Raw genomic sequence first — 23,244 nt, forward strand, 5'->3', positions numbered from 1 at the left:
CGATGTTAATTTTAATAAAATGAAACTTTTGAAAGATAGAAAGGATCGTTATTTGTGAAACAAGTAAAGTTTATACATGCGGCTGATTTGCATTTGGATAGTCCGTTTAAAGGGATGGAGATGAATGTTGCGCAGTCTGTTTGGGAGAGAATGAAGCAAAGTACGTTTGAATCATTTGAGCGTATTGTTGATAAAGCGATTCAAGAGCGCGTTGATTTCGTATTACTAGCTGGGGATTTGTATGATGCGGAGACGAGAAGTTTGAGGGCGCAAGTGTTTGTGCGTGAGCAAATGAAGAGACTTTCGCAGTACGATATCCCTGTTTTTATTATTCACGGTAACCATGATCATTTAGGGGGAAGCTGGGCAGCAATTGAGTTTCCGGAAAATGTTCATGTATTTACTGAGCCTTATGTAGAAGAGAAATCATTTTATAAAAATGGTGAGCTATTAGCTTCTATTTACGGGTTTAGTTATTTGCAGCAAGCGGTAACGGATAATATGACAGCGCAGTATACGAAAATGAGTGATGCGCCTTTTCATATTGGCATGCTTCACGGAAGTGTGGAAGGAGATGCAGAGCATAATCGCTATGCACCGTTTCAAATTCGTGAGCTGAAAGAAAAGCAATTTGATTATTGGGCTCTTGGTCATATACATAAACGTGAAATTTTATTAGAAGAGCCGTATATTATTTATCCAGGTAATATACAAGGTCGTCATCGTAAGGAAACAGGCGAGAAGGGTGCGTACCTTATTGAACTTACGAAACAAGGAACGCAGTGTTCATTTTTCCATACGGCAGATGTTGTATGGGATGAGATAGAAGTTTGTATTGATGGACTTGAAACTGTTGATGAACTTATGACGAGCATGTCAACTACGATGAATGATTGCCGAAAAGAAGAGGAAGGGACGCTTTTAACTGTCGTATTCACAGGGCAGGGCTCACTTTCTCCTTATTTACGTGACGAAAAGCGTGTGGAAGAGATTTTTCACATTTTAGCATCTGGAGAAGAGCGAAAAGATTTCGTATATGCGATGAAGTGGAAAAATGAGACGGTTTCTTTTGCGGAAATCGAACGTTTGAAAGCGGAAAATCATTTCGTCGGTAGTGTGCTAAAGGAGTTAGAAGCTTTCAGCAATATGGACGGAGTATTGCGAACTATTTGGACATCTCCTGTAGCGCGTAATAGTATTGAATTTTTTACAGAAGAAGAGAAGAAAGAGATTCAGAAGGAAGCAGAAAATATTATTTTAGAACAATTATTCCAGCAAGAGAGGGATAAAAAATGAGAATTGAAAAACTCCATATTTATGGGTACGGAAAATTAGAAAATGTGGAAATGGATCTTTCCTTGCTGACGGTGTTATACGGTGAAAATGAAGCGGGAAAATCGACAATTCGCTCGTTTATGAAAAGTATTTTATTCGGTTTTCCGACGAGAGGACAGCGCCGTTATGAGCCGAAAGAAGGCGGGAAGTATGGCGGTGCGATGACTGTGCAAACAGAGCAGTACGGTCGTTTGAAAATTGAGCGATTGCCAAAGACGGCAGCTGGCGAGGTGACCGTTTATTTTGAAGACGGGAAAATGGGCGGAGAAGAAATTTTAAACGATATATTAAGCGGGATGAATGAAAGTTTATTTGAATCCATCTTTTCATTTGATATGCATGGCCTTCAAAATATTCATCAGCTCGGCGAAGCGGATATTGGCAATTATTTGTTTTCGGCAAGCGCAGTCGGAAGTGATGCGTTATTGCAGCTAGATAAAAAGCTAGAAAAAGAAATGGATCAGCGTTTTAAGCCGAGCGGGCGTAAACCGGAAATTAATGTGTCACTGCAAGAGATGAAGAAACTTGAAGAGAAGATGAAAGAGTGGCAAGGGAAAATTGGCACGTATGAAAAACAAGTCGAGCAATTAAAAGAAAGTGAAGAGAAACTTGCTTCTGTTCGTGCGGAAAAAGAGAGTGCAGAAAAACGAAAGCAAGATTATGAAATATTAGCAGCGCTAGAGCCACTCGTTATTGAAAAGCGTGCGCATGAGAAAGTGTTAGAAAATGAGAGCGGACAGTTTCCTGTAAACGGAACGGCGCGCTATGAAGCAATTAAGGCGAAGATGGAGCCGCTCCAATTACAAGTTGACTCGCTTCACAAAAAAATAGAGACGGTGCAATCGGAAATTGCCTCGATTCAAATAGATGAAGAGTTTTTACAAAAAGAAAGTTATGTAGAAGAACTTCGTATGCAGCATTTGTCTTATGAAAATGCGTGCCAAGAAATGCGTGATATGACAGGGAGTATTACGAATATAAAAGAAGAAATTGCAGAACTAGAACAGCAAATTGGTGCTACTTTTGAAAAGGAAGCGGTTCTTGCGTTTGACATGAGTTTGGCGACGAAGGAATTAATTACGCAAACCGTACAAAAAGCGCGTGAATTAGAAACGCAAAAAGCACAGCTTGATGATCGTTTTAAAGTAGCGCAAGAGCAATTAGAAGAACAAGAAGAAAATATAAGACAGATTCAGAAACAAATGTTAGTTGCTGAAGAGCGAGATACGTTAGTTGAGAAAGAGAAATCGTTCCAAGACGCGGCGTTTATCGGTATGGGTGCAGAGAGAATGAAGCGTAAGTATGAGGAAAAAGCAGGAGCGGCTATGCAAAAGAAAAAGAAGTGGCAAAGAGTTTGTCTTCTGTTACTTCTTATTAACACGCTTGTTTTATTCACAAGCTTATTTATAGATAACCGCCCGCTCTTATTTATTAGTGTTATTGTTTTTGTAGGGATTGTTCTTGCCCTTGTTTTATATAAAGATCCGTCAAGTGGATTACAAGAAGAGCTTCTTACTCTTCAGCAAAGTGCTGGCGGGAGACAAAGTGAAGAAGCGCTGTCTGTGCGCTATCAGTTAGAAAAAGATGAAGAGATTCGGAAGCTATTTGAGCGTGAGTCTTATAAATTACAGCAAATGGAGCGAGCTTATGATAAAGTCGTTTCATCGTATGAGGAATGGGAGAGAGAAACGTTCCAAGCGGGAGAACAAGTAGATGCATATAAAACGCGCTATATGTTCCCAGAATTTTATACGTATGCACACATATTGCCAGCGTTTGAGCGTATTGAAAAAATGCAGCAATTATATCGTGAATTAGATAAGCAAGGCACGCGAAAATCTTCATTATATGAAATAATTTCGCATTTTGAACAGAAACTAGAAACTGTTATCGGTAGTGCGGAGTATAGTAAGTTGTATGAGGCGCAAAGGCTTATGCAAAATGAGAAAGAGAAGAGACAAACTTGTAAGCAGCTGAAAGAGAAACTGGCGGAATGGCAAGAAGAATATGAGTTCATGCAAGAGCAATTGAAACAACTGTTAGTAGAACGAAATGCATTATGGAGTATTGCAGAGGCTACAGATGAAGAGATGTTTTTAGAAGAAGGTAAACTGGCGGAAAAACGTGAAGATGCTGAGAAACAAGTAGGGCGTTTATTACCGCAAATTGATTTGTTGGAACAGCGTTTAACGAGCTTATCATTAGCTGAACATTATGAGGCTGACGGTTATGAGGAAAAATTAAAGCAAGAAATGACAGCTGCGCAAAATTGTCTTACGAAAGAGAAAGAACTGACAGAGCGTATTGCGAAACATCGTATGGAAATTGCGAATTTAGAAGAAGGTAGTACGTACGGTGATTTAATGCATGAATGGGAAATGAAAAAAGCGCAAGTGCGTGAACAAGTGAAGAAGTGGGCTGCTTATGCGGCCGCAAAGACAGTATTAACGAAAACGAAGCAATATTATCATGAAGTACATCTTCCTCGTATTTTACAAAAATCAGAAGAGTATTTCGTCTATTTAACAGGCGGACGATATAGTAAAATCTTTTCACCGTCAGAGGCGGAACCGTTCATTGTTGAGCGTAACGACGGTATGCGTTTTTACAGTCATGAACTAAGCCAAGCGACAGCGGAGCAGTTATATTTATCGCTGAGATTTGCACTTGCGAAAACATTTGAACACGATTATCCATTTATTATTGATGATAGTTTCGTGCACTTTGATGCGGTAAGGACGGATCGAACGATTGAACTAATAAAGGAAGTCGCGAAAGATAGACAAGTAATCTTCTTTACATGTCATGCGCATTTACTCGCGTATTTTACAGAAAAACAGATTATAAAATTAACACATAAGCGTAAAGAAAATGAGTTGTAATATGCTATACTAAAAGTAACTGATTTGGTGGAGGAATTCGAATGAAAAAGAAAATTGCAGAATATGAAGTTGGTGAACAAGTCGATGTTTTCTTGTTAATTAAAACAGCGACAAAAGGTCTAGCAAGTAATGGAAAGCCATTTTTAACAGTAATCTTACAAGATCCAAGTGGAGATATTGAAGCGAAGCTATGGGACGTATCACCAGAAGTTGAGAAACAATATGTAGCAGAAACAATCGTTAAAGTAGCTGGTGATATTTTAAACTACAAAGGACGTATTCAATTACGTGTGAAACAAATCCGTGTTGCGAATGAAAATGAAGTAACAGACATCTCGGATTTCGTAGAAAAAGCACCAGTGAAAAAAGAAGATATGGTTGAGAAAATTACACAATACATATTTGAAATGAGAAATCCGAACATTCAGCGTCTAACAAGACATTTGTTAAATAAGCATCAAAACGAATTTTTAGAATATCCAGCAGCGACAAAGAATCATCATGAGTTCGTATCTGGACTAGCTTATCACGTCGTATCGATGCTAGATTTAGCTAAAGCTATTTCAAATCTATACCCATCATTAGATAAAGACTTACTATATGCAGGCGTTATTTTACATGACCTTGGTAAAGTAATTGAACTATCTGGTCCAATTTCTACAACGTATACGTTAGAAGGAAATTTACTAGGCCACATTTCTATCATGGTGAACGAAATTGGTAAAGCAGCAGATGAGCTGAACATCGATGCAGAAGAAGTATTAATTCTTCAACACATCGTCCTTTCTCACCACGGAAAAGCAGAATGGGGTAGCCCAAAACCACCGTTAGTAAAAGAAGCAGAAATTCTGCACTACATCGATAACTTAGATGCAAAAATGAACATGATGGACCGTGCATTAGGACGCACAAAACCAGGTGAATACACTGAGCGTGTCTTTGCTCTTGATAATCGTTCGTTCTATAAACCGACGTTCCATAATTAAAAGTGTGAATAAAGTGGCCTCATTAAGTTTTAAAAGCTTAGTGAGGCTGTTTTCTTTATTAAAAATTAAATGAAATAGTTAAGAAGTACGCATGGGGTTAACGAAGAACGATTAAAACATATCTCACCACTAGAATGGGAGCATATCAACTTTAATATGGCAGATACTTAGAATCGCTTCAGCCTGTATAACAGGCCTAAAAATAAGAGTTGAAACTTGTTTAGCATCTATTTTTGTTAAAAGGTGGGAGAATTGTGCTATGATGTGGGCAAATATAAAACTATCTAAAGGAGGGATTCACATGCCGCATGTTGTGTTTCGTGGAATTACTACTGAACAATTAAAACACATAAGCAAGCCATTAGTAGAAGAGCTCGCAGAGATTTGTGAGTGTGGTACGGATAATTTTACGTTGGAACTACCAAGTTCTACGTTTGTATTCAATGGAGAAGAAATAGAAGCGTTTCCTCTTATTGAAGTGAAATGGTTCGAGCGTGGACAGGAAATTCGTGATCGATTTGCCAAGGCCATTACTACATATGTAATGGATTTTGGACTTCCAGAAGTAGAGGTTGTATTTACGGTTTTCACAGGATCAGCGTATTATATTAACGGGAAGCATTGTGCAAGTTAGAGCTATTATAAATGTTTTTGTAACATTTATCCCGCATTAACGGGCAGTAAGACCCCCACCTCAAAATTCAGCGGAAGCAAAGAAGTTAGGTGGGGGATCAACTGTCCGTAAAAGCCCGATTGGTTCAACTAATAATCAGTGGGGGATGAACAAAACCCCCACTGATTAAAGTTTCACTTTATAAGGGATAGAACCACATCGCTATCAAGCTAACTAGACAAAATACCCTCTAAAAAGAAAAAGGCGTTATTCTTTCTGAGAAATCATAGGAAAGGATAACGCCTTTATATCAATTTTAATATAATCGATTCACTTCTTTATAAAAAGTTTGGTTATTTTATTGAAGCTTATTCCACAAACACACCCGTTTGTTCACTTTTTTACTGTTTGAAAGCCATACTTTTTATATTGATTCATTTATTGGAAAAACCGAAAGTTTTAAACTCTCTCTATTACATATTTATTTTTGGAAAAATAGCCTAACTCCAAATACTAATAATACTGTGCCAGTAATACCCTCTATTGTACGGTTCACCTTTTCTTTTCTTAAAAAAGTTCTTAATTGACGTATTAGAGAGATATAAAGTAAATACCATATTGCTGTCAAAGTCGTAAATGTGAATCCCAACAAAAGAAATTGGAAGAAATGACTTTGATTACTCACAATAAATTGGGGTAGAAAACTAAGGAAAAATACAGCCGTTTTTGGGTTTAAGATTGCCGTGGTAAATCCTTGTCTAAAACTTTTAACCGTTCCAATATCCTTAGAGTTTATTTCCACTGAACCTGACATATCTTCTTTTTTAGAAAAGGCACTTTTAATTGACTTTACAGCTAAATAAATTAAATAAAATGCCCCAGCATATTTTATTAATGTAAATAGCATAGCAAATTTCATTAAGATAGCAGAGAGTCCTAGTGTAGCCATTATTGTATGAATCATCATTCCAGATACCGTTCCTAAGACGGTCTTTATCCCACCATTTCTACCATGAGAGATAGTGTTTTTTGTAACTAAAGCAAAACCGGGACCAGGCATCATTATAATAAGGAGTGCTGTAAGGATAAATAGCATATAATTTTCCATGTTCTGGTATTTCCTTTCTGATTTTTAGTTTCGCTTATAGTATAGCTTTTTTCCTTAAAACATTAAATATAAAAAGTGTGATCAGGATAGTATCATAAACTTTCAAGGAGTTGTAATTGAATTATAGAGGGCTTCACTTGAATAATGTTCTTCTGTAAATGAGCGTTTTAATAGAATGTCAATTACATAAATAATCAGATTTTACACCCTAAATGTTATTTAACGAAAAAATCTTGAATTCGAGATTTTTCACTTGCTTTTCTATCACTTGAGGTGTAAAGTGATAGTAGCGAAAGCGATTGAGTCATATGAAAAACATACACTCAGTTGTTTTCGATTAAAAAACAAAGTAACTTATACAGTAAAAACTAAGATGAATTTACAAAAACATAATTAAGAATAAATTGAAAAGCTAAAAACCATATTAGTTGTGGGAAATATTATTTTTTTAGTTATCACTTGACTAGTAAAACGAAACGGAGGAATAACCAATGTATAAAATTAAAGGGCATCATCACATTTCAATGGTTACGAAAAATGCAAATGAAAATAATCACTTTTATAAAAACGTGCTTGGCTTACGTCGTGTGAAAATGACAGTAAATCAAGATGATCCGTCAATGTACCACTTATTTTATGGAGATAAAACAGGAAGTCCAGGTACGGAATTATCATTTTTTGAAATTCCATTAGTAGGAAGAACATATCGCGGTACGAATGCGATTACTCGAATTGGATTACTCGTTCCTTCAGAGGAAAGCTTACATTACTGGAAAGAACGATTTGAGAATTTTGATGTGAAACATAGTGAAATGACAACATATGCAAATCGTCCTGCTTTACAATTTGAGGATGCTGAAGGTCTTCGCTTAGTACTACTCGTTTCAAACGGAGAAAAAGTAGAGCACTGGGAAACTTGGGAGAAATCAGAAGTTCCTGCAAAGCATCAAATTCAAGGAATGGCTTCTGTGGAAATGACAGTTCGTAGACTTGATAAAATGTCGAGTACACTTACAGAGATGTTCGGTTATACAGCGGTTAGCCGTAGCGAAGAGGAAGCAATTTTTCAATCCATTAAAGGAGAGGCTTTTGGAGAAATCGTTGTGAAATATTTAGATGGACCTACTGAAAAGCCGGGCCGAGGGAGCATTCACCATTTAGCAATTCGCGTGAAAAACGATGCAGAGCTTGCCTATTGGGAAGAACAGGTGAAACAAAGAGGCTTCCAGTCTTCAGGAATCATCGACCGTTTCTACTTTAAAAGCTTATATTTCCGTGAATCAAACGGAATCCTTTTTGAAATTGCGACAGATGGACCAGGATTTACAGTTGATGGAGATGTGGAACATTTAGGAGAAAAACTTGATTTACCACCGTTCTTAGAAGATCAGCGTGCAGAGATTGAAGCGAATTTAGCACCTATTGAAGAGAAGTAATAGGAGAGAAAATATAAATTAAAAAACATTGGAGGAATATAAAATGAACCAATTAAAAGGAATTCACCACGTTACAGCGATTACAAGTAGTGCAGAAAAGAACTATGAGTTTTTCACTCACGTTTTAGGAATGCGTTTAGTTAAGAAAACAGTAAACCAAGATGATATTCAAACGTATCATTTATTCTTTGCAGATGATAGAGGGAGTGCAGGAACAGATATGACATTCTTTGATTTCCCAGGTGTTCCGAAAGGCGTACACGGTACAAATGAAATTTCAAAAACTTCATTCCGTGTTCCGACTGATGCAGCATTAGAGTATTGGGTGAAACGCTTTGACCGTCTTGAAGTAGAACATACAGGAATTAAAGAGCAATTTGGTAAGAAAACTCTTTCTTTCGTTGACTTTGATGACCAACAATATCAATTAATCTCAGATGAACTTGATAAAGGAATCGAATCAGGTACACCGTGGCAAAACGGGCCAGTACCATTAGAATATGCAATCACTGGTTTAGGACCTGTATTTATCCGTATTGCAAACTTTAGCTTCTTCAAAGAAGTGTTAGAAAAAGTTCTATTATTTAAAGAGGTTGCGCAAGAAGGGGAATTCTATTTATTTGAAGTGAACAAAGGCGGAAACGGTGCATCTGTTATTGTAGAACATAATACAGTTCTTCCTGAAGCACAACAAGGTTTTGGTACAGTGCACCATGCGGCATTCCGCGTAGAAGATCGCGCTGTATTAGAAGAATGGATTGAGAGAATCAGTAGCGTAGGACTTCCTTCATCTGGATATGTAAACCGTCACTTCTTCGAATCATTATATGCAAGAGTTGCACCACAAATTTTATTTGAATTCGCAACAGATGGACCAGGATTTATGGGAGATGAGCCATACGAAACGCTTGGCGAAAAATTATCTTTACCTCCATTCCTAGAGCCAAAACGTGAAGAAATTGAAAAATTAGTTCGTCCAATTGATACAGTGAGAAGTACGAAGGAATTTATTAAAGAGTAAAAATAGAGCAAGTAGTTTTAGCGGAGTGCTGGAACTGCTTGCTTTTTTATTTATTCTAGTAAGTTTTCTGACAATTGTTTCTCAAGTTATTAAAAAGGAAAACTTTGGTATAATTAATTAAAATATAGAATTTTCTAATAATTATTTTTCAATACATAGAAAAGGAGTGGTAATATACAATTTTGATAATTGTATAAAAATCCTAATTTTGTGATTTTGGAGAAAAGGGGATGCGAGTGTATGGGAGCAGATGTAGTAACGCGGGAGCAAATGAAACATTCTTTAGATGATTGGTATCGTGTAATGTTACAGCAAAATATAGAGAAGGCTACGGAAATGAAAGAGGAGATTGAAAGTAAGATTAGTGGGTTGGACGTGGATCAGGATGTATTACTTTATCATGCGTTGTTGAATTTTAGATATGATGCATTAGTTGATTGGATTTCAGTTAGAGAAGATAGTTTTGATAAAGTGGAATCTTTCGAAATTCCAACAGAGGGCTTTTTAGCTTATTATTATCACTTTTTTAAAGGGTTTCATTGCACATTAATTTCAAATTATAACGAAGCGAAAGAACAGTATGAGGAAGCTGAGAAGTTATTGAAATATATTGCAGATCCGATAGAACATGCGGAGTTTAATTATCGGATGGGGAATTTCTATTATCATTCTTATCAACAAATCAATGCGATTGATTATTTGAAAAAGGCAAAAGAAGATTTTACGAAGCAACCAGGATATGAGATTAATTTGGCTTTATGTGAGAATATATTGGGTTTATGTTGTATAGACTTAAGACAATTTGAATTAGCGGAGGAAAATTTTAATGATGCATTAAATGTTTTCCAACAAGCTAAGCATGAGAAGTATATTTTAATGGTTAGAAATAATTTAGGATGGCTATATGGCAGTCAAGATTTATCTGATTTAGCGATTAGACATTTAAGTGAAGTTACTCAAAAAATGCCTAAAAATTTTAAAGCAATTTTTACTGAAGCGGAAGAAAATTATAAATTAGGTAGGGTAGAAACTGCTAATGAATTAATAGAATTAGGCTTAAGAATTTGCAACGAATTACAAAATAAAGAATTCCAATATCGATTTATAATTTTAAAAGAGTTGAATATTAAATCCAGTGCAAGTCAATTAGAGAAAGTAACTTTAGAAGGGATTTTGTATTTTGAAGAACATTCTCTTTTAGAATGTGTTAAAGAATATATGGAAATATTAGCTAATAAGTTTTATCAGGAAGAAAATCATGAAAAAGCTAGTAAGTACTTTTTTATTAGTAGTCAAGCTCAAAAGAGAATTTTAAAAAGGGGAGCGTTAAAATAAATGAAAAAGACTAGTTTGTTCATTACGGGTTTAGTATTGACATTGTCAATTGGATTGAATTTCTTTGCTGGATCCCAAAATCAATATTCAAATAGAGGAGACACAGGTGGAGCGCCAGCAAGACCAGACTATGTTAGTTTTAATAAGGGAGATACAGGCGGAGCGCCAGAAAAACCAGATTATGCTGGTTTCAATAGAGGAGATACGGGTGGAGCACCAGCAGATAATAGAGGAGATGGCGGAGTAAGCCAACTATAATAACAAAGAAAGGGACTTCAACATGAAGTCCCTTTTTCTATTTTCAGGTCATGTAGAGAAAAGAATTGACTTACTTTAAATATGTAACTATAATAGTTACAGAATAACCATTAGTAATAGAAATGAGTTATATTTTTTTAGTATAATTGTAACTGTTTTAGTTACAATTAAAAAGAGAACATAAAACAACCAAAAAATGTAAAAACTTTAAATAGCAACTCAAGAAAGGAGACGGGAACTTTGAAACGGTTTAAGTTTTATTTGATTAGCGGTATTGTGCTTGTTTTGCTTATCGTATGTAACTTCGTTGATAAGCCGATTGCGAAGGTTGAAGAAGTGAAAGATACTGTTGTGATGAAGCTGAATACGAAAGAGAGTATGGCGCAAATTGATGGGCAGACGATTTATTTTAAGCAAATTGGTGAGGGGAAACCTCCTTTACTTATGTTGCATGGGTTTGGTGGTTCTTCTGATGGATTTAGTGATATTTATCCGGAACTAGCGCGAGATCATACGATTATTGCAGTTGATATTTTAGGATTTGGGCGTTCTTCTAAGCCGGTTGATTTTCAGTATTCGTTTCCTGCGCAAGTGAATTTATATTATAAGTTAATGAAGAAGCTCGGGTATGATCAATTCGCAGTACTTGGTCATTCGATGGGCGGAGAGATGTCTCTCAATTTAGCGTATTTATATCCGGATGCAGTGACGCATCTCATCTTGGCGGATTCTACAGGGATAGAGTCTTTCCAGCAAAAAGAAAGTTATGAAGTACCACCGCTATCGACGGACTTACAAACTGTAACTGAGATTACGAAGTATAATAAAAATGAAGTAAAAAATAGTCGTGATGATAAAGAGCATTATGATCAGCTTACGAAAATGCGAGAGCGCCGCATTGCGATGGAAGCTGATAAAATTAAGGTACCGACTTTAATTATATGGGGACGACATGATAAGAGTGTTTCGTGGAAAAATGGTGAACTGTATCATGGGCTATTTGCAAATAGTACGTTTCATATTATTGAAAAAGGATACCACGCACCGTTTCGTCAGGAACCAATTGAGTTTATGGAATATGTACAAGCATTTTTCGCGAAGCATCCACAATAAAAATTTTAAGCATAAATCCACTTCTTTCCTCATAAAGTGAAACTAATAAGGCTTGTCTAAGGAAAGGAATGAAGTGATTTGGAAACTTTACCATGGTGGGTGTATCTTGTAATTGTCGGGATTGTACTAAGTGGCTACATGGTTTTATATACTTCGAAAAAAGAGCAAGATATGGATAATGAGTTTATCGAAAAAGAAGGCGAAGTATATATGAAGCGTTTAGAAGAAGAGCGTGAGAAACGTAATCAGGATAGTGATAAAGATTCGGTATTGCTTTAATAGAACTTTTGAAAGGTTACCACCTAGTAGGATTTTACATCTAGGTGGTAGCTTTTTTTCTTCTGCGGGAGCAGTATATGTTCATCAAGCTAAGGTTATATTAGTTTAATTTTACATGTATAAGAGAGTCATCATAAACTTTTATTGATGGTATTTATATATTTTTTTACTCATAAGAATGGAACTAGTGGGGATTTTACTGGGGGGGATTAACAATGCATAGGGATGAAACTTCATTACATCCGGATACAGGTGTTACATCTGTAATGTTTGTTGAGCGTTCATTAAATGAAATTCGTTTTTGGTCTAGAATCATGAAGGAGCATTCTTTTTTTCTTCGTTTAGGATTTAGATGCGAGGATACTCAACTAATCGAAGAGGCGAATCAATTTTATCGATTGTTTGAACAAATAGCGCATTCCTATACAAATGAAACAGATCCTGAGCAAATAAAAAGATTTAATGCAGAAGTACAACAAGCCGCAACTAATATTTGGGGATTTAAACGAAAAATTTTAGGATTAATTCTCACATGTAAATTGCCAGGATAAAATAACTTTCCACTTTTAGTTGACCATACAAGTAGGGAAGCTGATTATTTTAGAAAACGTTTAATACCATTAAATGAAGGTAAATTAGATGCTCTTCCTGATGCTATTATTAAAGAAAATGTTTTCTTTTTAAGGATTATGGCAGACCATGCTAAATTTATTGGCCATCTTCTTGATCCATCGGAAAGAAAGCTTGTAGATACAGCACGGAATTTTAGCAATGATTTTGATGAATTGATGTATCAAGCAATTGACTTAGAATCTATGAAACCACAATCCCAAACAGCCCCTCTTTTAGATCAATTTTTAGATCAAAATCGTGTGTCGGTTGCATCTCTTCGGGATTTTAAGAAAACAGCACGTGATTTAATTGAGCAATGTAAAATAAAGAGTATCATTCATCCATTATTAGCAGACCATGTTTTCCGTGAAGCTGATAGATTTCTTGAAATCATTGATATGTTTGATGTTCATCTTACAAATATTCAATCACAACCTAGATATTAGAAGATAAGGAAAGATACTATTTTGCTTTAAGCTGAGAAGTTAACAATTTATTGTTAGCTTCTTTTCTTTGTGATTAAAATTTCTTTTCGTTTAGTAAATTTCCCTGTGAAGACTACATAAATCCCTTTGACCAAATATGTAATTATCTGTAAAATAATATATATGGAAAGATTATGAATATACAGGAAATCTATGGATAGTAGATTCTAATAAATTATTCGGGGGATTTATTAGTTAAGTATATTAACTTGTTTGCACTGAATTTTACATATAAAGGGGTATTAGTAATCATGAAAGCAAAGAAATTAGTAAGTTTAGCGTTACCAGTTATGTTATTGAGTGGTTGTATTACAATTGAAACTGATGGTAAGAAAGCTGAACCAAAGAAAGAAGAAACGCAAAAGGTAGAGAAAGAGAATAAGACTTCTGAAAAAGAGAGTAAGTCAACTGATAGCAAGAAAGAGGATAGCTTATCAGTAGCGAAAGGTGAAGGTACAAATAGTAGCTCATCAAGTAGTCAACCAAGTTCTTCTTCAAATAATTCAACTTCTTCAACTGGTAAGGTAACGGGTTCAGATGTTGAAAGGTACAAGGCAGATATTATAAACAATGCTACTCAAATTGAAGATACAATGAAATTAATTGAAGGAATAGCAGATTCAGACGTAAAATCATACAAACAAAAGAAAAGTGAAGTGCAACTGAGTTTAGGTGGAGCAAAGGCAACTGCAACGAAACTGAAGAATCTACAAGCGCCTCCTGAGTTACAGGGAGAACAGGCGAAGATAAAGCAGTCGATGGAACTATATGCGGATTGTTTTCAACTTCTATTTGATGCATTGGACCAAGAAGACGAAAGTAAAATGCATCAATCATTAAGTAAAGCACAAGAAGGTTCGAAACTGTTTGAAGAGGCAGCGAAGAGTATCGGTAGTAAAACCAACTAAGAATAAATTATTTTAAGGGGTACTTGTGGGTGCAGTTGGTGCAAGTGAAGAGTTAGGAATTAGTTATGGAAACACATTACAAATTTATCAAATGGACGATAATGTTCGTATTCGATATGTAAAACAATAAATAATTGGTGAAAAACTCTGTAATAAATTTTACAGGGTTTTTTTGTTAGTTCTAGTTTATTTTTTTTGTCTTCCTAAGCGCTAGGCATACTAGTATAAGTTGAGAAATGAACAAGAAGATTTGATGGGGAATATTGAATTTCCGATAAAAAATAACAATAGTAGACGCGTTTTTTTCACGGTTTAAACCATAGTAACTGTAACCATCCAAAGCCCAATTCATACACTATGATGGAGGCTTTTTACTTACTAATTGGATGAAAAAGGAGTGTAATCATGAAGAAACGTACTGTTAATGAAGCGGGAGGGAATGTGCCACAACCAATCCGCAGCGACGGAGCAGGTGCAATTGATTCTGGACCTCGTAATGTTATGCGAGATATTCAAAATCCGAATATGCTTGTTCCACCTATAACGGATGCAGGATTAGTTCCTAACTTGAAGTTTTCATTCTCGGACACTTCTATGATTTTGAAACACGGCGGGTGGTCTCGGGAGATTACTGCTCGGGAACTACCAGTTTCGACGACGATTGCGGGGGTAAATATGAGCTTAACGGCCGGTGGAATACGAGAACTTCATTGGCATAAAGAAGCGGAATGGGCGTATATGCTTTTAGGACGGGCACGCATAACGGCTGTTGATCAAAATGGACGGAATTTTATTGCTGATGTTGGACCAGGTGATCTTTGGTATTTTCCGCCTGGTATTCCGCATTCCATTCAAGGATTGGAACATTGTGAATTTCTACTTGTTTTCGATGATGGACATTTTTCTGATTTATCTACTTTAGCTATTTCTGATTGGTTTGCGCATACGCCAAAAGAAGTGTTGTCGGCTAATTTTGGAGTACCTGAGAGTGCTTTTCATTCTATCCCTTCAGGTCAAGTTTATATTTATCAAGGAGAGGTGCCAGGTTCGCTTGAAAGTCAGGAAGTTCAATCACCGAAAGGGGAAGTTCCTTTAACATTTAAACATGAACTGTTAAAACAAAAGCCAATTAAGACTCCTGGTGGTAGCGTTCGAATTGTAGATTCTACAAATTTCTCTATTTCAAAAACGATCGCAGCAGCGCTCGTTGAGGTTGAGCCTGGTGGAATGAGAGAACTTCATTGGCACCCGAATAATGATGAATGGCAATATTATTTGACAGGGGAAGCGAGAATGACTGTGTTTCTTGGAAATGGTACCGCTCGTACATTTGATTATAGAGCTGGCGATGTCGGATATGTACCGTTTGCGACGGGGCATTATATTCAAAATACAGGTACCGAAACATTATGGTTTTTAGAGATGTTCAGAAGCAATCGTTTTGAAGATGTATCGTTAAATCAATGGATGGCACTGACTCCTAAAGAAATAGTGGAGAGTAATATACATGTTGGCCCGCAAGTAATGGATTCTCTGCGTAAGGAGAAGTGGCCTGTTGTGAAATATCCGGGGTTTTCATATAGTCCGAAAAAAGATGAGTAAAAATGAAAATTTGCGTTATTCTTTCTGGAGACTGATAAGAAGGGATGGCGTATTTTTTATGCCTAATCTAGTCTTTATCCCGCTATTTGCTGGGCAGTAAGACCCCACCTCAAAATTCAGCGGAAGCAAAGAAGTTAGGTGGGGGGCGGGCTGTCCGTAAAAGCACGATTGGTGAGGGCTGATTAAAGTTTCACTTTATTAGTATCCGCTCTTTGTATTATTGTTCGGGAAATTATTATCGGAGCATAGTATAGGGAAGATACATATAAAATAGCACTATTATAAGCTGTAACGCATAAGTTGCACAGGCGATGCAACGATAACTAGCTTTACTCTTCATCATTTATTTGAGCATAATGGGCATAGAGAGGTGATAAACACAGTATGATTTTTAGTGAGCGTTTAAAAGAAGAAAGGGAAAAAAGAAATTGGTCGCAAAATGATTTGGCTGAAAAAATTCATGTAAGTAGGCAATCTGTTTCGAAATGGGAGACGGGAAAGAACTATCCGAGCATTGAAATTATTATTCATTTAAGTGATTTGTTCGATATTACGATTGATGAACTGCTAAGGAGTGATGAAGAATTGACGCAGAAAGTAATTGAAGATAGTAAGAAATTGGCATATCCAAAATGGAAGGTGTTTTTTGATAGTTTATTTATGATAGGGGTATTTTTACTTATTGCAAAAATCGTTGTATGGATGCTAAATAAATTTGCTGGAGCAAGTATTGCAATTGTAGCAGATGCGCCATATGTAATGAATCTTTTGCCCCTTGTATTCATGATTATAGGTGGTATAGGTTCCGATAAGTTGAAGAAAATATACAGATAAGAGAAAGATTTGAAAGAAATCCCCCAACACTAGCTGTTCTTTTCACTTAAATTGTGTACTATAAAGGATAGGATGACATAAAGAAGGGGACATATAGAATGGAATTTCATGAACAGAAGATTTTGCCGGCAGTGAGGCAAATTAAAGATTTGGAAAAGCTATTACATAGTTCGTATGAATATATCGTTATTTTAGATATTCATGTCGGTCAATTGAAGAGTGTTATATCACTTGCGAAGCAATATTGTAAAAAGGTGTTTTTACATGTGGATTTAATTCATGGTTTGCAGAGTGATGGGCATGCGACGGAATATTTATGTCAGGAGTTTAGACCGTACGGGTTACTTTCAACAAAGGCGAGCGTTATTATGAAGGCGAAGCAAAAAGGTGTTGTGGCAATACAACGCATCTTTTTAATCGATTCGAGTGCGATGGAGAAGAGCTGCAATCTTTTAGATAAGACGAAACCGGATTATATTGAGGTACTTCCTGGAGCAATGACGGATATTATCGCTGAAGTGAAAGAGCGTACTGGTGTACCGATTTTAGCGGGTGGTTTTATTCGTACTGTAGAAGATGTGGAAAGAGCTTTAAACGCTGGTGCGACAGCAATTACGACGTCAAAACGCGAACTATGGAAACATTACCAAAAAAAGTGACGAAAATGTGAAAAAAATTCTGTTGACACCGCTTTCATAAGAGGTTAACATTATAGACAAGTTAATAAACGTGACGGAGAAAAGAAGAGATCCACATTTCATTGTTTCTATATAAATTTATATAGAAGCGTGCAAAGCTGTGGGTCTTTTTCTTTTGACAAAAACGAATGGCCATTCATTTTACCTCTATCACATTTGGAAGCGTTTAAATTGATTGTGGAGGGATACTATGTCAGCATTTTTAGGAGAGTTAATAGGGACTGCGTTGTTAATCGTACTTGGTGGCGGCGTTTGTGCTGGTGTAAGTTTAAAGAAATCGTTTGCGAAAGATTCAGGTTGGATTGTTATTACAATGGGCTGGGGCTTAGCAGTAGCGGTTGCAGCGTATGCGGTTGGATCAATTAGTGGGGCACATTTGAATCCAGCTTTAACGATAGGACTGGCATTTAAGGGAGCGTTCCCATGGAGTGACGTACCAGGTTATATCGTAGCACAAATGATTGGGGCAATTATCGGGGCAGTTATCGTATATTTACATTACTTACCACACTGGAAAGAAACAGAAGATCCAGGAACAAAGTTAGGTGTATTTGCAACAGGTCCAGCAATTCCGAACACATTTGCAAACCTTTTAAGTGAAATGATTGGAACATTCGTTTTAGTATTTGGTATATTAGCAATTGGTGCAAATAAATTTGCAGATGGATTAAATCCATTTATCGTAGGTTTCTTAATTGTAAGTATTGGTTTATCATTAGGTGGGACAACAGGATACGCAATTAACCCAGCACGTGATTTAGGTCCGCGTATCGCACACTTCTTCCTTCCGATTGCAGGAAAAGGCGGTTCAAACTGGAAGTATGCATGGATTCCAGTAGTAGGTCCAATTTTAGGTGGATCACTTGCAGGTTTATTCCATCAAGTTGTATTTGAAGGAAAACAAAATTCAGCACTTATTTATGTGATTATCGCAACTGTGATTGTACTAGCAATCTCTTATATGACAAGTAAAAAAAGCGGAAGCAATACAAATAGTAGAAAAGTAGCATAAGGGGGAAACCGATATGAAAAAATATATTCTTTCATTAGACCAAGGAACAACAAGCTCACGTGCAATTTTATTCAATAAAAAAGGTGAAATTGTTCATTCAGCTCAAAAAGAGTTTACACAACATTTTCCAAAGCCGGGCTGGGTAGAGCATAATGCACAAGAAATTTGGGGATCTATTTTAGCAGTTATCGCAACTTGCTTAAGCGAAGCAGATGTAAAACCAGAACAAATCGCTGGTATCGGTATTACGAACCAACGTGAAACAACGGTTGTATGGGATAAAACAACTAGTAAACCAATTTACAACGCAATCGTATGGCAATCTCGCCAAACAGCTGAAATTTGTGATGAGTTAAAAGAAAAAGGTTATAGCGAAATGGTTCGCGAAAAAACAGGTCTTTTAATTGATGCATACTTCTCTGGTACGAAAGTAAAGTGGATTCTAGATAACGTTGAAGGTGCAAGAGAGAAAGCAGAAAACGGCGATCTATTATTCGGAACAATTGATTCATGGCTTGTATGGAAACTATCTGGTGGTAAAGCACACGTAACAGATTACTCAAACGCATCACGTACGTTAATGTTTAACATTCACGACTTACAGTGGGATGATGAGCTTCTAGAAATGTTAACAGTACCAAAGAGTATGCTTCCAGAAGTACGTCCATCATCTGAAATATATGGAGAAACAATTGATTACCACTTCTTCGGTCAAAATGTACCGATTGCAGGTGTAGCTGGTGACCAACAAGCAGCATTATTTGGACAAGCTTGTTTCGGTGAAGGTATGGCGAAAAATACTTACGGAACTGGTTGCTTCATGCTAATGAACACAGGTGAAAAAGCAGTAGCTTCTGAGCACGGTCTATTAACAACAATTGCATGGGGAATAGATGGTAAAGTAAACTACGCATTAGAAGGAAGTATTTTCGTAGCAGGTTCTGCAATTCAATGGTTACGCGACGGAATGCGCATGTTTAAAGATGCAAGTGAGAGTGAAGTGTATGCTTCTCGCGTTGAATCAACTGACGGTGTATACGTTGTACCAGCATTCGTTGGACTAGGAACACCTTACTGGGATAGTGAAGTACGCGGCGCTATGTTTGGTGTAACACGCGGTACGACGAAAGAGCATTTCATTCGTGCAACGCTAGAATCTTTAGCTTACCAAACGAAAGATGTATTATGCGCAATGGAAGCAGATTCAGGTATTGAACTGAAAACATTACGCGTTGATGGCGGAGCAGTTAAAAATAACTTCTTAATGAAGTTCCAAAGTGATATTTTAGATGTTCCTGTAGAGCGTCCGGTGATCAACGAAACGACAGCTTTAGGTGCAGCATACTTAGCTGGTCTTGCGGTTGGATATTGGAAAAACCAAGATGAAATTAAATCACAGTGGCATATGGACAAACGCTTTGAACCAACGATGGAAGCGAAAACAAGCGAAGAGCTATATGCTGGATGGAAAAAAGCAATTGAAGCAACAAAAGCTTTCAAATAATCATAAATAGTGTTATAATGGTGACAAGTTAATAATTCGGTAGGAGATTTGGAGAGACCACAACGCGCTATAGAGGCGAAATCTATAGCGGAGTTTGTGGTCTCTTTTTTCGTTATCAAAGGGAGGAATTACCATGAAATTTTCAAGTAAACAACGTAAAGACGTATTAAACGGAGTAAATAAACAAGAGTTAGATGTGATCGTAATTGGTGGAGGTATTACTGGTTCTGGTATTGCATTAGATGGAGCAACACGCGGGTTATCAACAATTGTGTTTGAAATGCAGGACTTTGCAGCAGGTACATCAAGTCGTTCAACGAAGCTTGTACACGGTGGTCTACGTTATTTAAAACAACTTGAAGTGAAAATGGTAGCAGAGGTGGGTAAAGAGCGTGCGATCGTATATGAGAACGGTCCCCATGTAACAACACCAGAGTGGATGTTACTTCCGTTCCATACAGGCGGTACGTTCGGATCATTTAGTACATCAATTGGTCTTCGTGTATACGACTTCTTAGCAGGTGTAAAACGAAGCGAGCGCAGAAAGATGTTTAACCGTGAAGAAACATTAAATAAAGAGCCTCTTGTAAAAAAAGAAGGATTAAAAGGCGGCGGTTACTACGTAGAATATCGTACAGATGATGCGCGTCTTACAATTGAAGTAATGAAAGAAGCAATTGAGCATGGTGCGAAAGCTGTTAACTACGCAAAAGTAGACAGTTTCTTATATAAAGATGGAAAAGTATGCGGTGTACGTGTAATCGATTTACTAGACGGTGAAGTATATGAAGTTTACGGTAAGAAAATTGTAAACGCAGCTGGTCCTTGGGTAGATACACTTCGTGAAAAAGATAACTCGAAAAAAGGAAAAGTACTTCAGTTATCAAAAGGTGTTCACTTAGTAATTGATCAAAAACGTTTCCCACTAGGGCAAGCGATTTACTTCGATACACCAGATAAACGTATGGTGTTCGCGATTCCTCGCGGCGGAAAAACATACGTAGGTACAACGGATACGTTCTATGATAAAGATGCAGCTGTACCACAAATGACAACAGAAGATCGCACATATATCATTAATGCGATTAACTACATGTTCCCAAGTGTGAAAATTACAGAGAAAGACATTGAATCAAGCTGGGCTGGTGTACGTCCGTTAATTTATGAAGAAGGTAAGAATGCATCTGAAATTTCTCGTAAAGATGAAATTTGGACTTCTGAATCTGGTTTAATTACAATCGCAGGTGGTAAATTAACAGGATACCGCAAAATGGCTGAAATGGTAGTAGATTACGTAACGAACTTACTACAAAAAGAAGGTCATAGTGCATATCCGAAGAGTGATACGAAACATATGCCGATCTCTGGTGGACATGTAGATGGTTCACACGGATTCCCGGCATTCGTTGCGAAAAAAGCAGACGAAGGTACGAAATCTGGTTTAACGAAAGTACAAGCAGAAGAGTTCGCGAAATTCTACGGCTCTAACGTTGATGTACTGTTCGACTTAGCGAAAAAACATAAAGAAGAAGCGAAAGAATACAACATGCCGCTTGACGTTCTAATCCCGCTTGTATACGCAATGGATTACGAAATGACAGCAAAACCAGTTGACTTCTTCGTACGCCGCAGAGGCGCTGTATTCTTCAACATCCACTGGGTATACGAGTGGAAAGAAGCAGTAATCAACTATATGGCTGCGAAACTAGGCTGGAGCAAAGAAGAACAAATGAAATATACAGCTGAACTAGAAAAAGCATTAACAGACGCTGTAATTCCTGTAGATCAACAAGAACAGGCAGCTGCGTTAGCATAAAATAGAGAACCACCTGAAGGGAAGCTTTTAGGTGGTTTTTTCTTTTTTTCATGGAATATTCTTCTAACTATATTGCGTAACGACATATGTTGTTATACGATGTATATAAGGTGGTGGTATTGTTGGATAAAGAAATCTTGAAGGGAAGTATAGATATTTTATTGCTTTCTATCATTGCAAAACGTGATACATATGGATACGAAATAGCTCAAAGTTTAAAGGATGCAAGTGAAGATTTGTATAGTATGGGACAGGGAACTTTGTATCCTGCTTTAAAGAGATTAGAGAAAAAGGAGTTTCTTGAATCTTATTGGAATGAATCTGAGAATGGGATGAAAAGGAAATTCTATACTATTACAGATAAAGGGAAAAAAGAATTGCAGAAGAAAGTGAACTCTTGGGAAAGTGTAACAGCATTAATTCAAGCTTGTCAGAAAGGAGTTATTTATGAGTGAATTTGATGAGTATATTAAGTCTATTTTAGCCTATTCAGAACTTAGTGATATTGAACAGGATGAGTTATTTCTAGAAATGTATGATCACTTGAACAGCTTGAAAGAAGAATATATGGAACAAGGTATGAATGAAAAAGAAGCGATTTATAAAGCGATTCAAAGTTTTGGAGAATCAAAAGTTATTGGCGTAGAGATTAATAAATCGGTATACGAAGTTCCTAGGCCATTAAAGGTGTTATCGAAAGTTTTATGTATTCCTTATATAATCATTTGTTTTATTGTCTTTTTAGGAACGTTTATTTCAACTTCTACATTTGACTCTGTTCGCAGTTTGACAGGTGGTGGGACTGTCTATCATCCCATTGAATTTTGGCAGCAATTTTTACATATATCTGATTTAGAAACGTTATTACAACTTTTTGGAATAACACTTTGGCAAGTTAAAGGTTTTATTGCACATCCAGGTCCTTGGGGAAACTCAACTTATTGGTTAAGCGTTTTACAACATATAATATTAGTAGTTCCATTCGGATTTTTCGTTCCAGTGCTGATTAATAAAGTGACTAACTATAAGAAAGCTCGTAAGTGGTATGTTATGACCTTTCTTGTTTGGGAGATATTACATTTACTAACTTTGTCTGATGTTTTTGATGTGTGGCGGATTGCTATAAATATGCTCGGTGCGTCGGTAGGATATCTTTTATTTATAATCATAATGCAAATGGATAATAAATTTAGGGTTATGCGAAAGAAGATATTTGAAAATTAGCTCGCTATTCTGTAGTTTAAATTATACAAACTTAATTTGATGGTAATAGAGTATCGCTGAAAACATAGGTACTATATAGTGAGAGGATTTTTTATATTCGTAATAGGTGTTGTTCCTTGTTTAATCCTACTGTTATGAAGCGGGTACATAATCGGTCTTTATTGTTGCTATAAATGATGAGAG

General features: G+C 36.6%; 20 protein-coding genes and 1 pseudogene. 20 read left to right on the forward strand and 1 reads right to left on the reverse strand.

All coding sequences use genetic code 11. The features are described from left to right. The first annotated feature begins 54 nt into the window (after positions 1 to 54). The 4 genes from C4S65_RS19805 to C4S65_RS19820 all read left to right on the forward strand — a co-directional run bounded on the left by C4S65_RS19805 (position 55) and on the right by C4S65_RS19820 (position 5,837). Entirely contained in the window at positions 55 to 1,296 is a 1,242-nt protein-coding gene (locus C4S65_RS19805) for a DNA repair exonuclease (protein WP_061667691.1), read from the forward strand. After that, the gene (locus C4S65_RS19810) at positions 1,293 to 4,217 is read left to right on the forward strand and encodes an AAA family ATPase (RefSeq protein ID WP_086407080.1); all 2,925 of its coding nucleotides are present in this window, start codon (positions 1,293 to 1,295) and stop codon (positions 4,215 to 4,217) included. The genes C4S65_RS19805 and C4S65_RS19810 overlap by 4 nt, the downstream gene beginning before the upstream one ends. Before the next feature lie 41 nt (positions 4,218 to 4,258). Continuing rightward, on the forward strand, positions 4,259 to 5,203 hold the full coding sequence (yhaM, locus tag C4S65_RS19815; protein WP_000726650.1) for a 3'-5' exoribonuclease YhaM: 945 nt from the start codon (positions 4,259 to 4,261) through the stop codon (positions 5,201 to 5,203). A gap of 301 nt (positions 5,204 to 5,504) precedes the next feature. Then, complete coding sequence (locus tag C4S65_RS19820; protein WP_086407079.1) at positions 5,505 to 5,837, forward strand: DUF1904 family protein; 333 nt, start codon at positions 5,505 to 5,507, stop codon at positions 5,835 to 5,837. Positions 5,838 to 6,297: 460 nt separating this feature from the next. Here the strand turns inward: C4S65_RS19820 and C4S65_RS19825 are convergent, their stop codons facing one another. Continuing rightward, entirely contained in the window at positions 6,298 to 6,924 is a 627-nt protein-coding gene (locus tag C4S65_RS19825) for a LysE family translocator (protein ID WP_000433006.1), read from the reverse strand. 491 nt (positions 6,925 to 7,415) lie between these two features. Between C4S65_RS19825 and C4S65_RS19830 the strand changes: the two genes are divergently transcribed. The 16 genes and pseudogenes from C4S65_RS19830 to C4S65_RS19905 all read left to right on the forward strand — a co-directional run bounded on the left by C4S65_RS19830 (position 7,416) and on the right by C4S65_RS19905 (position 23,061). Further along, positions 7,416 to 8,360: a ring-cleaving dioxygenase gene (locus C4S65_RS19830; RefSeq protein WP_000276685.1), complete on the forward strand. Its 945-nt coding sequence runs from the start codon at positions 7,416 to 7,418 to the stop codon at positions 8,358 to 8,360. Positions 8,361 to 8,403: 43 nt separating this feature from the next. Further along, positions 8,404 to 9,381, forward strand: a complete 978-nt coding sequence (locus C4S65_RS19835) for a ring-cleaving dioxygenase (protein WP_103945409.1) — start codon at positions 8,404 to 8,406, stop codon at positions 9,379 to 9,381. 240 nt (positions 9,382 to 9,621) lie between these two features. After that, complete coding sequence (locus C4S65_RS19840; protein ID WP_061667688.1) at positions 9,622 to 10,716, forward strand: hypothetical protein; 1,095 nt, start codon at positions 9,622 to 9,624, stop codon at positions 10,714 to 10,716. Continuing rightward, complete coding sequence (locus tag C4S65_RS19845) at positions 10,717 to 10,974, forward strand: hypothetical protein (RefSeq protein WP_086407078.1); 258 nt, start codon at positions 10,717 to 10,719, stop codon at positions 10,972 to 10,974. A 240-nt stretch (positions 10,975 to 11,214) separates the two neighbouring features. Beyond that, on the forward strand, positions 11,215 to 12,087 hold the full coding sequence (locus C4S65_RS19850; protein WP_103945410.1) for an alpha/beta hydrolase: 873 nt from the start codon (positions 11,215 to 11,217) through the stop codon (positions 12,085 to 12,087). A 78-nt stretch (positions 12,088 to 12,165) separates the two neighbouring features. Next, on the forward strand, positions 12,166 to 12,366 hold the full coding sequence (locus C4S65_RS19855; protein ID WP_000449223.1) for a sporulation YhaL family protein: 201 nt from the start codon (positions 12,166 to 12,168) through the stop codon (positions 12,364 to 12,366). Between the two features lie 215 nt (positions 12,367 to 12,581). Next, positions 12,582 to 13,424: pseudogene (locus C4S65_RS19860) on the forward strand (DUF2935 domain-containing protein). A 290-nt stretch (positions 13,425 to 13,714) separates the two neighbouring features. Beyond that, entirely contained in the window at positions 13,715 to 14,371 is a 657-nt protein-coding gene (locus C4S65_RS19865; RefSeq protein ID WP_061667686.1) for a hypothetical protein, read from the forward strand. A gap of 405 nt (positions 14,372 to 14,776) precedes the next feature. Further along, positions 14,777 to 15,973: an oxalate decarboxylase family bicupin gene (locus C4S65_RS19870; RefSeq protein ID WP_086407076.1), complete on the forward strand. Its 1,197-nt coding sequence runs from the start codon at positions 14,777 to 14,779 to the stop codon at positions 15,971 to 15,973. 384 nt (positions 15,974 to 16,357) lie between these two features. After that, a complete protein-coding gene (locus tag C4S65_RS19875; protein WP_086407075.1) occupies positions 16,358 to 16,807 on the forward strand; it encodes a helix-turn-helix transcriptional regulator in 450 nt (149 codons plus the stop codon). A gap of 98 nt (positions 16,808 to 16,905) precedes the next feature. Then, entirely contained in the window at positions 16,906 to 17,466 is a 561-nt protein-coding gene (gene glpP, locus C4S65_RS19880) for a glycerol uptake operon antiterminator GlpP (protein WP_000394286.1), read from the forward strand. 229 nt (positions 17,467 to 17,695) lie between these two features. Then, positions 17,696 to 18,517: a glycerol uptake facilitator protein GlpF gene (glpF, locus tag C4S65_RS19885; protein WP_001272200.1), complete on the forward strand. Its 822-nt coding sequence runs from the start codon at positions 17,696 to 17,698 to the stop codon at positions 18,515 to 18,517. Between the two features lie 13 nt (positions 18,518 to 18,530). Then, positions 18,531 to 20,021: a glycerol kinase GlpK gene (gene glpK / locus C4S65_RS19890; RefSeq protein ID WP_000760014.1), complete on the forward strand. Its 1,491-nt coding sequence runs from the start codon at positions 18,531 to 18,533 to the stop codon at positions 20,019 to 20,021. 133 nt (positions 20,022 to 20,154) lie between these two features. Continuing rightward, positions 20,155 to 21,837, forward strand: coding sequence for an aerobic glycerol-3-phosphate dehydrogenase (gene glpD, locus C4S65_RS19895; RefSeq protein ID WP_029442064.1), 1,683 nt, complete (start codon positions 20,155 to 20,157; stop codon positions 21,835 to 21,837). A gap of 122 nt (positions 21,838 to 21,959) precedes the next feature. Further along, complete coding sequence (locus tag C4S65_RS19900; protein WP_000356630.1) at positions 21,960 to 22,292, forward strand: PadR family transcriptional regulator; 333 nt, start codon at positions 21,960 to 21,962, stop codon at positions 22,290 to 22,292. Next, a complete protein-coding gene (locus C4S65_RS19905) occupies positions 22,285 to 23,061 on the forward strand; it encodes a VanZ family protein (protein WP_061666640.1) in 777 nt (258 codons plus the stop codon). The genes C4S65_RS19900 and C4S65_RS19905 overlap by 8 nt, the downstream gene beginning before the upstream one ends. The last annotated feature ends 183 nt before the right edge of the window (positions 23,062 to 23,244 follow it).

It is taken from the genome of Bacillus sp. ok061 (assembly GCF_900108285.1).
GTDB lineage: Bacteria > Bacillota > Bacilli > Bacillales > Bacillaceae_G > Bacillus_A > Bacillus_A thuringiensis_S.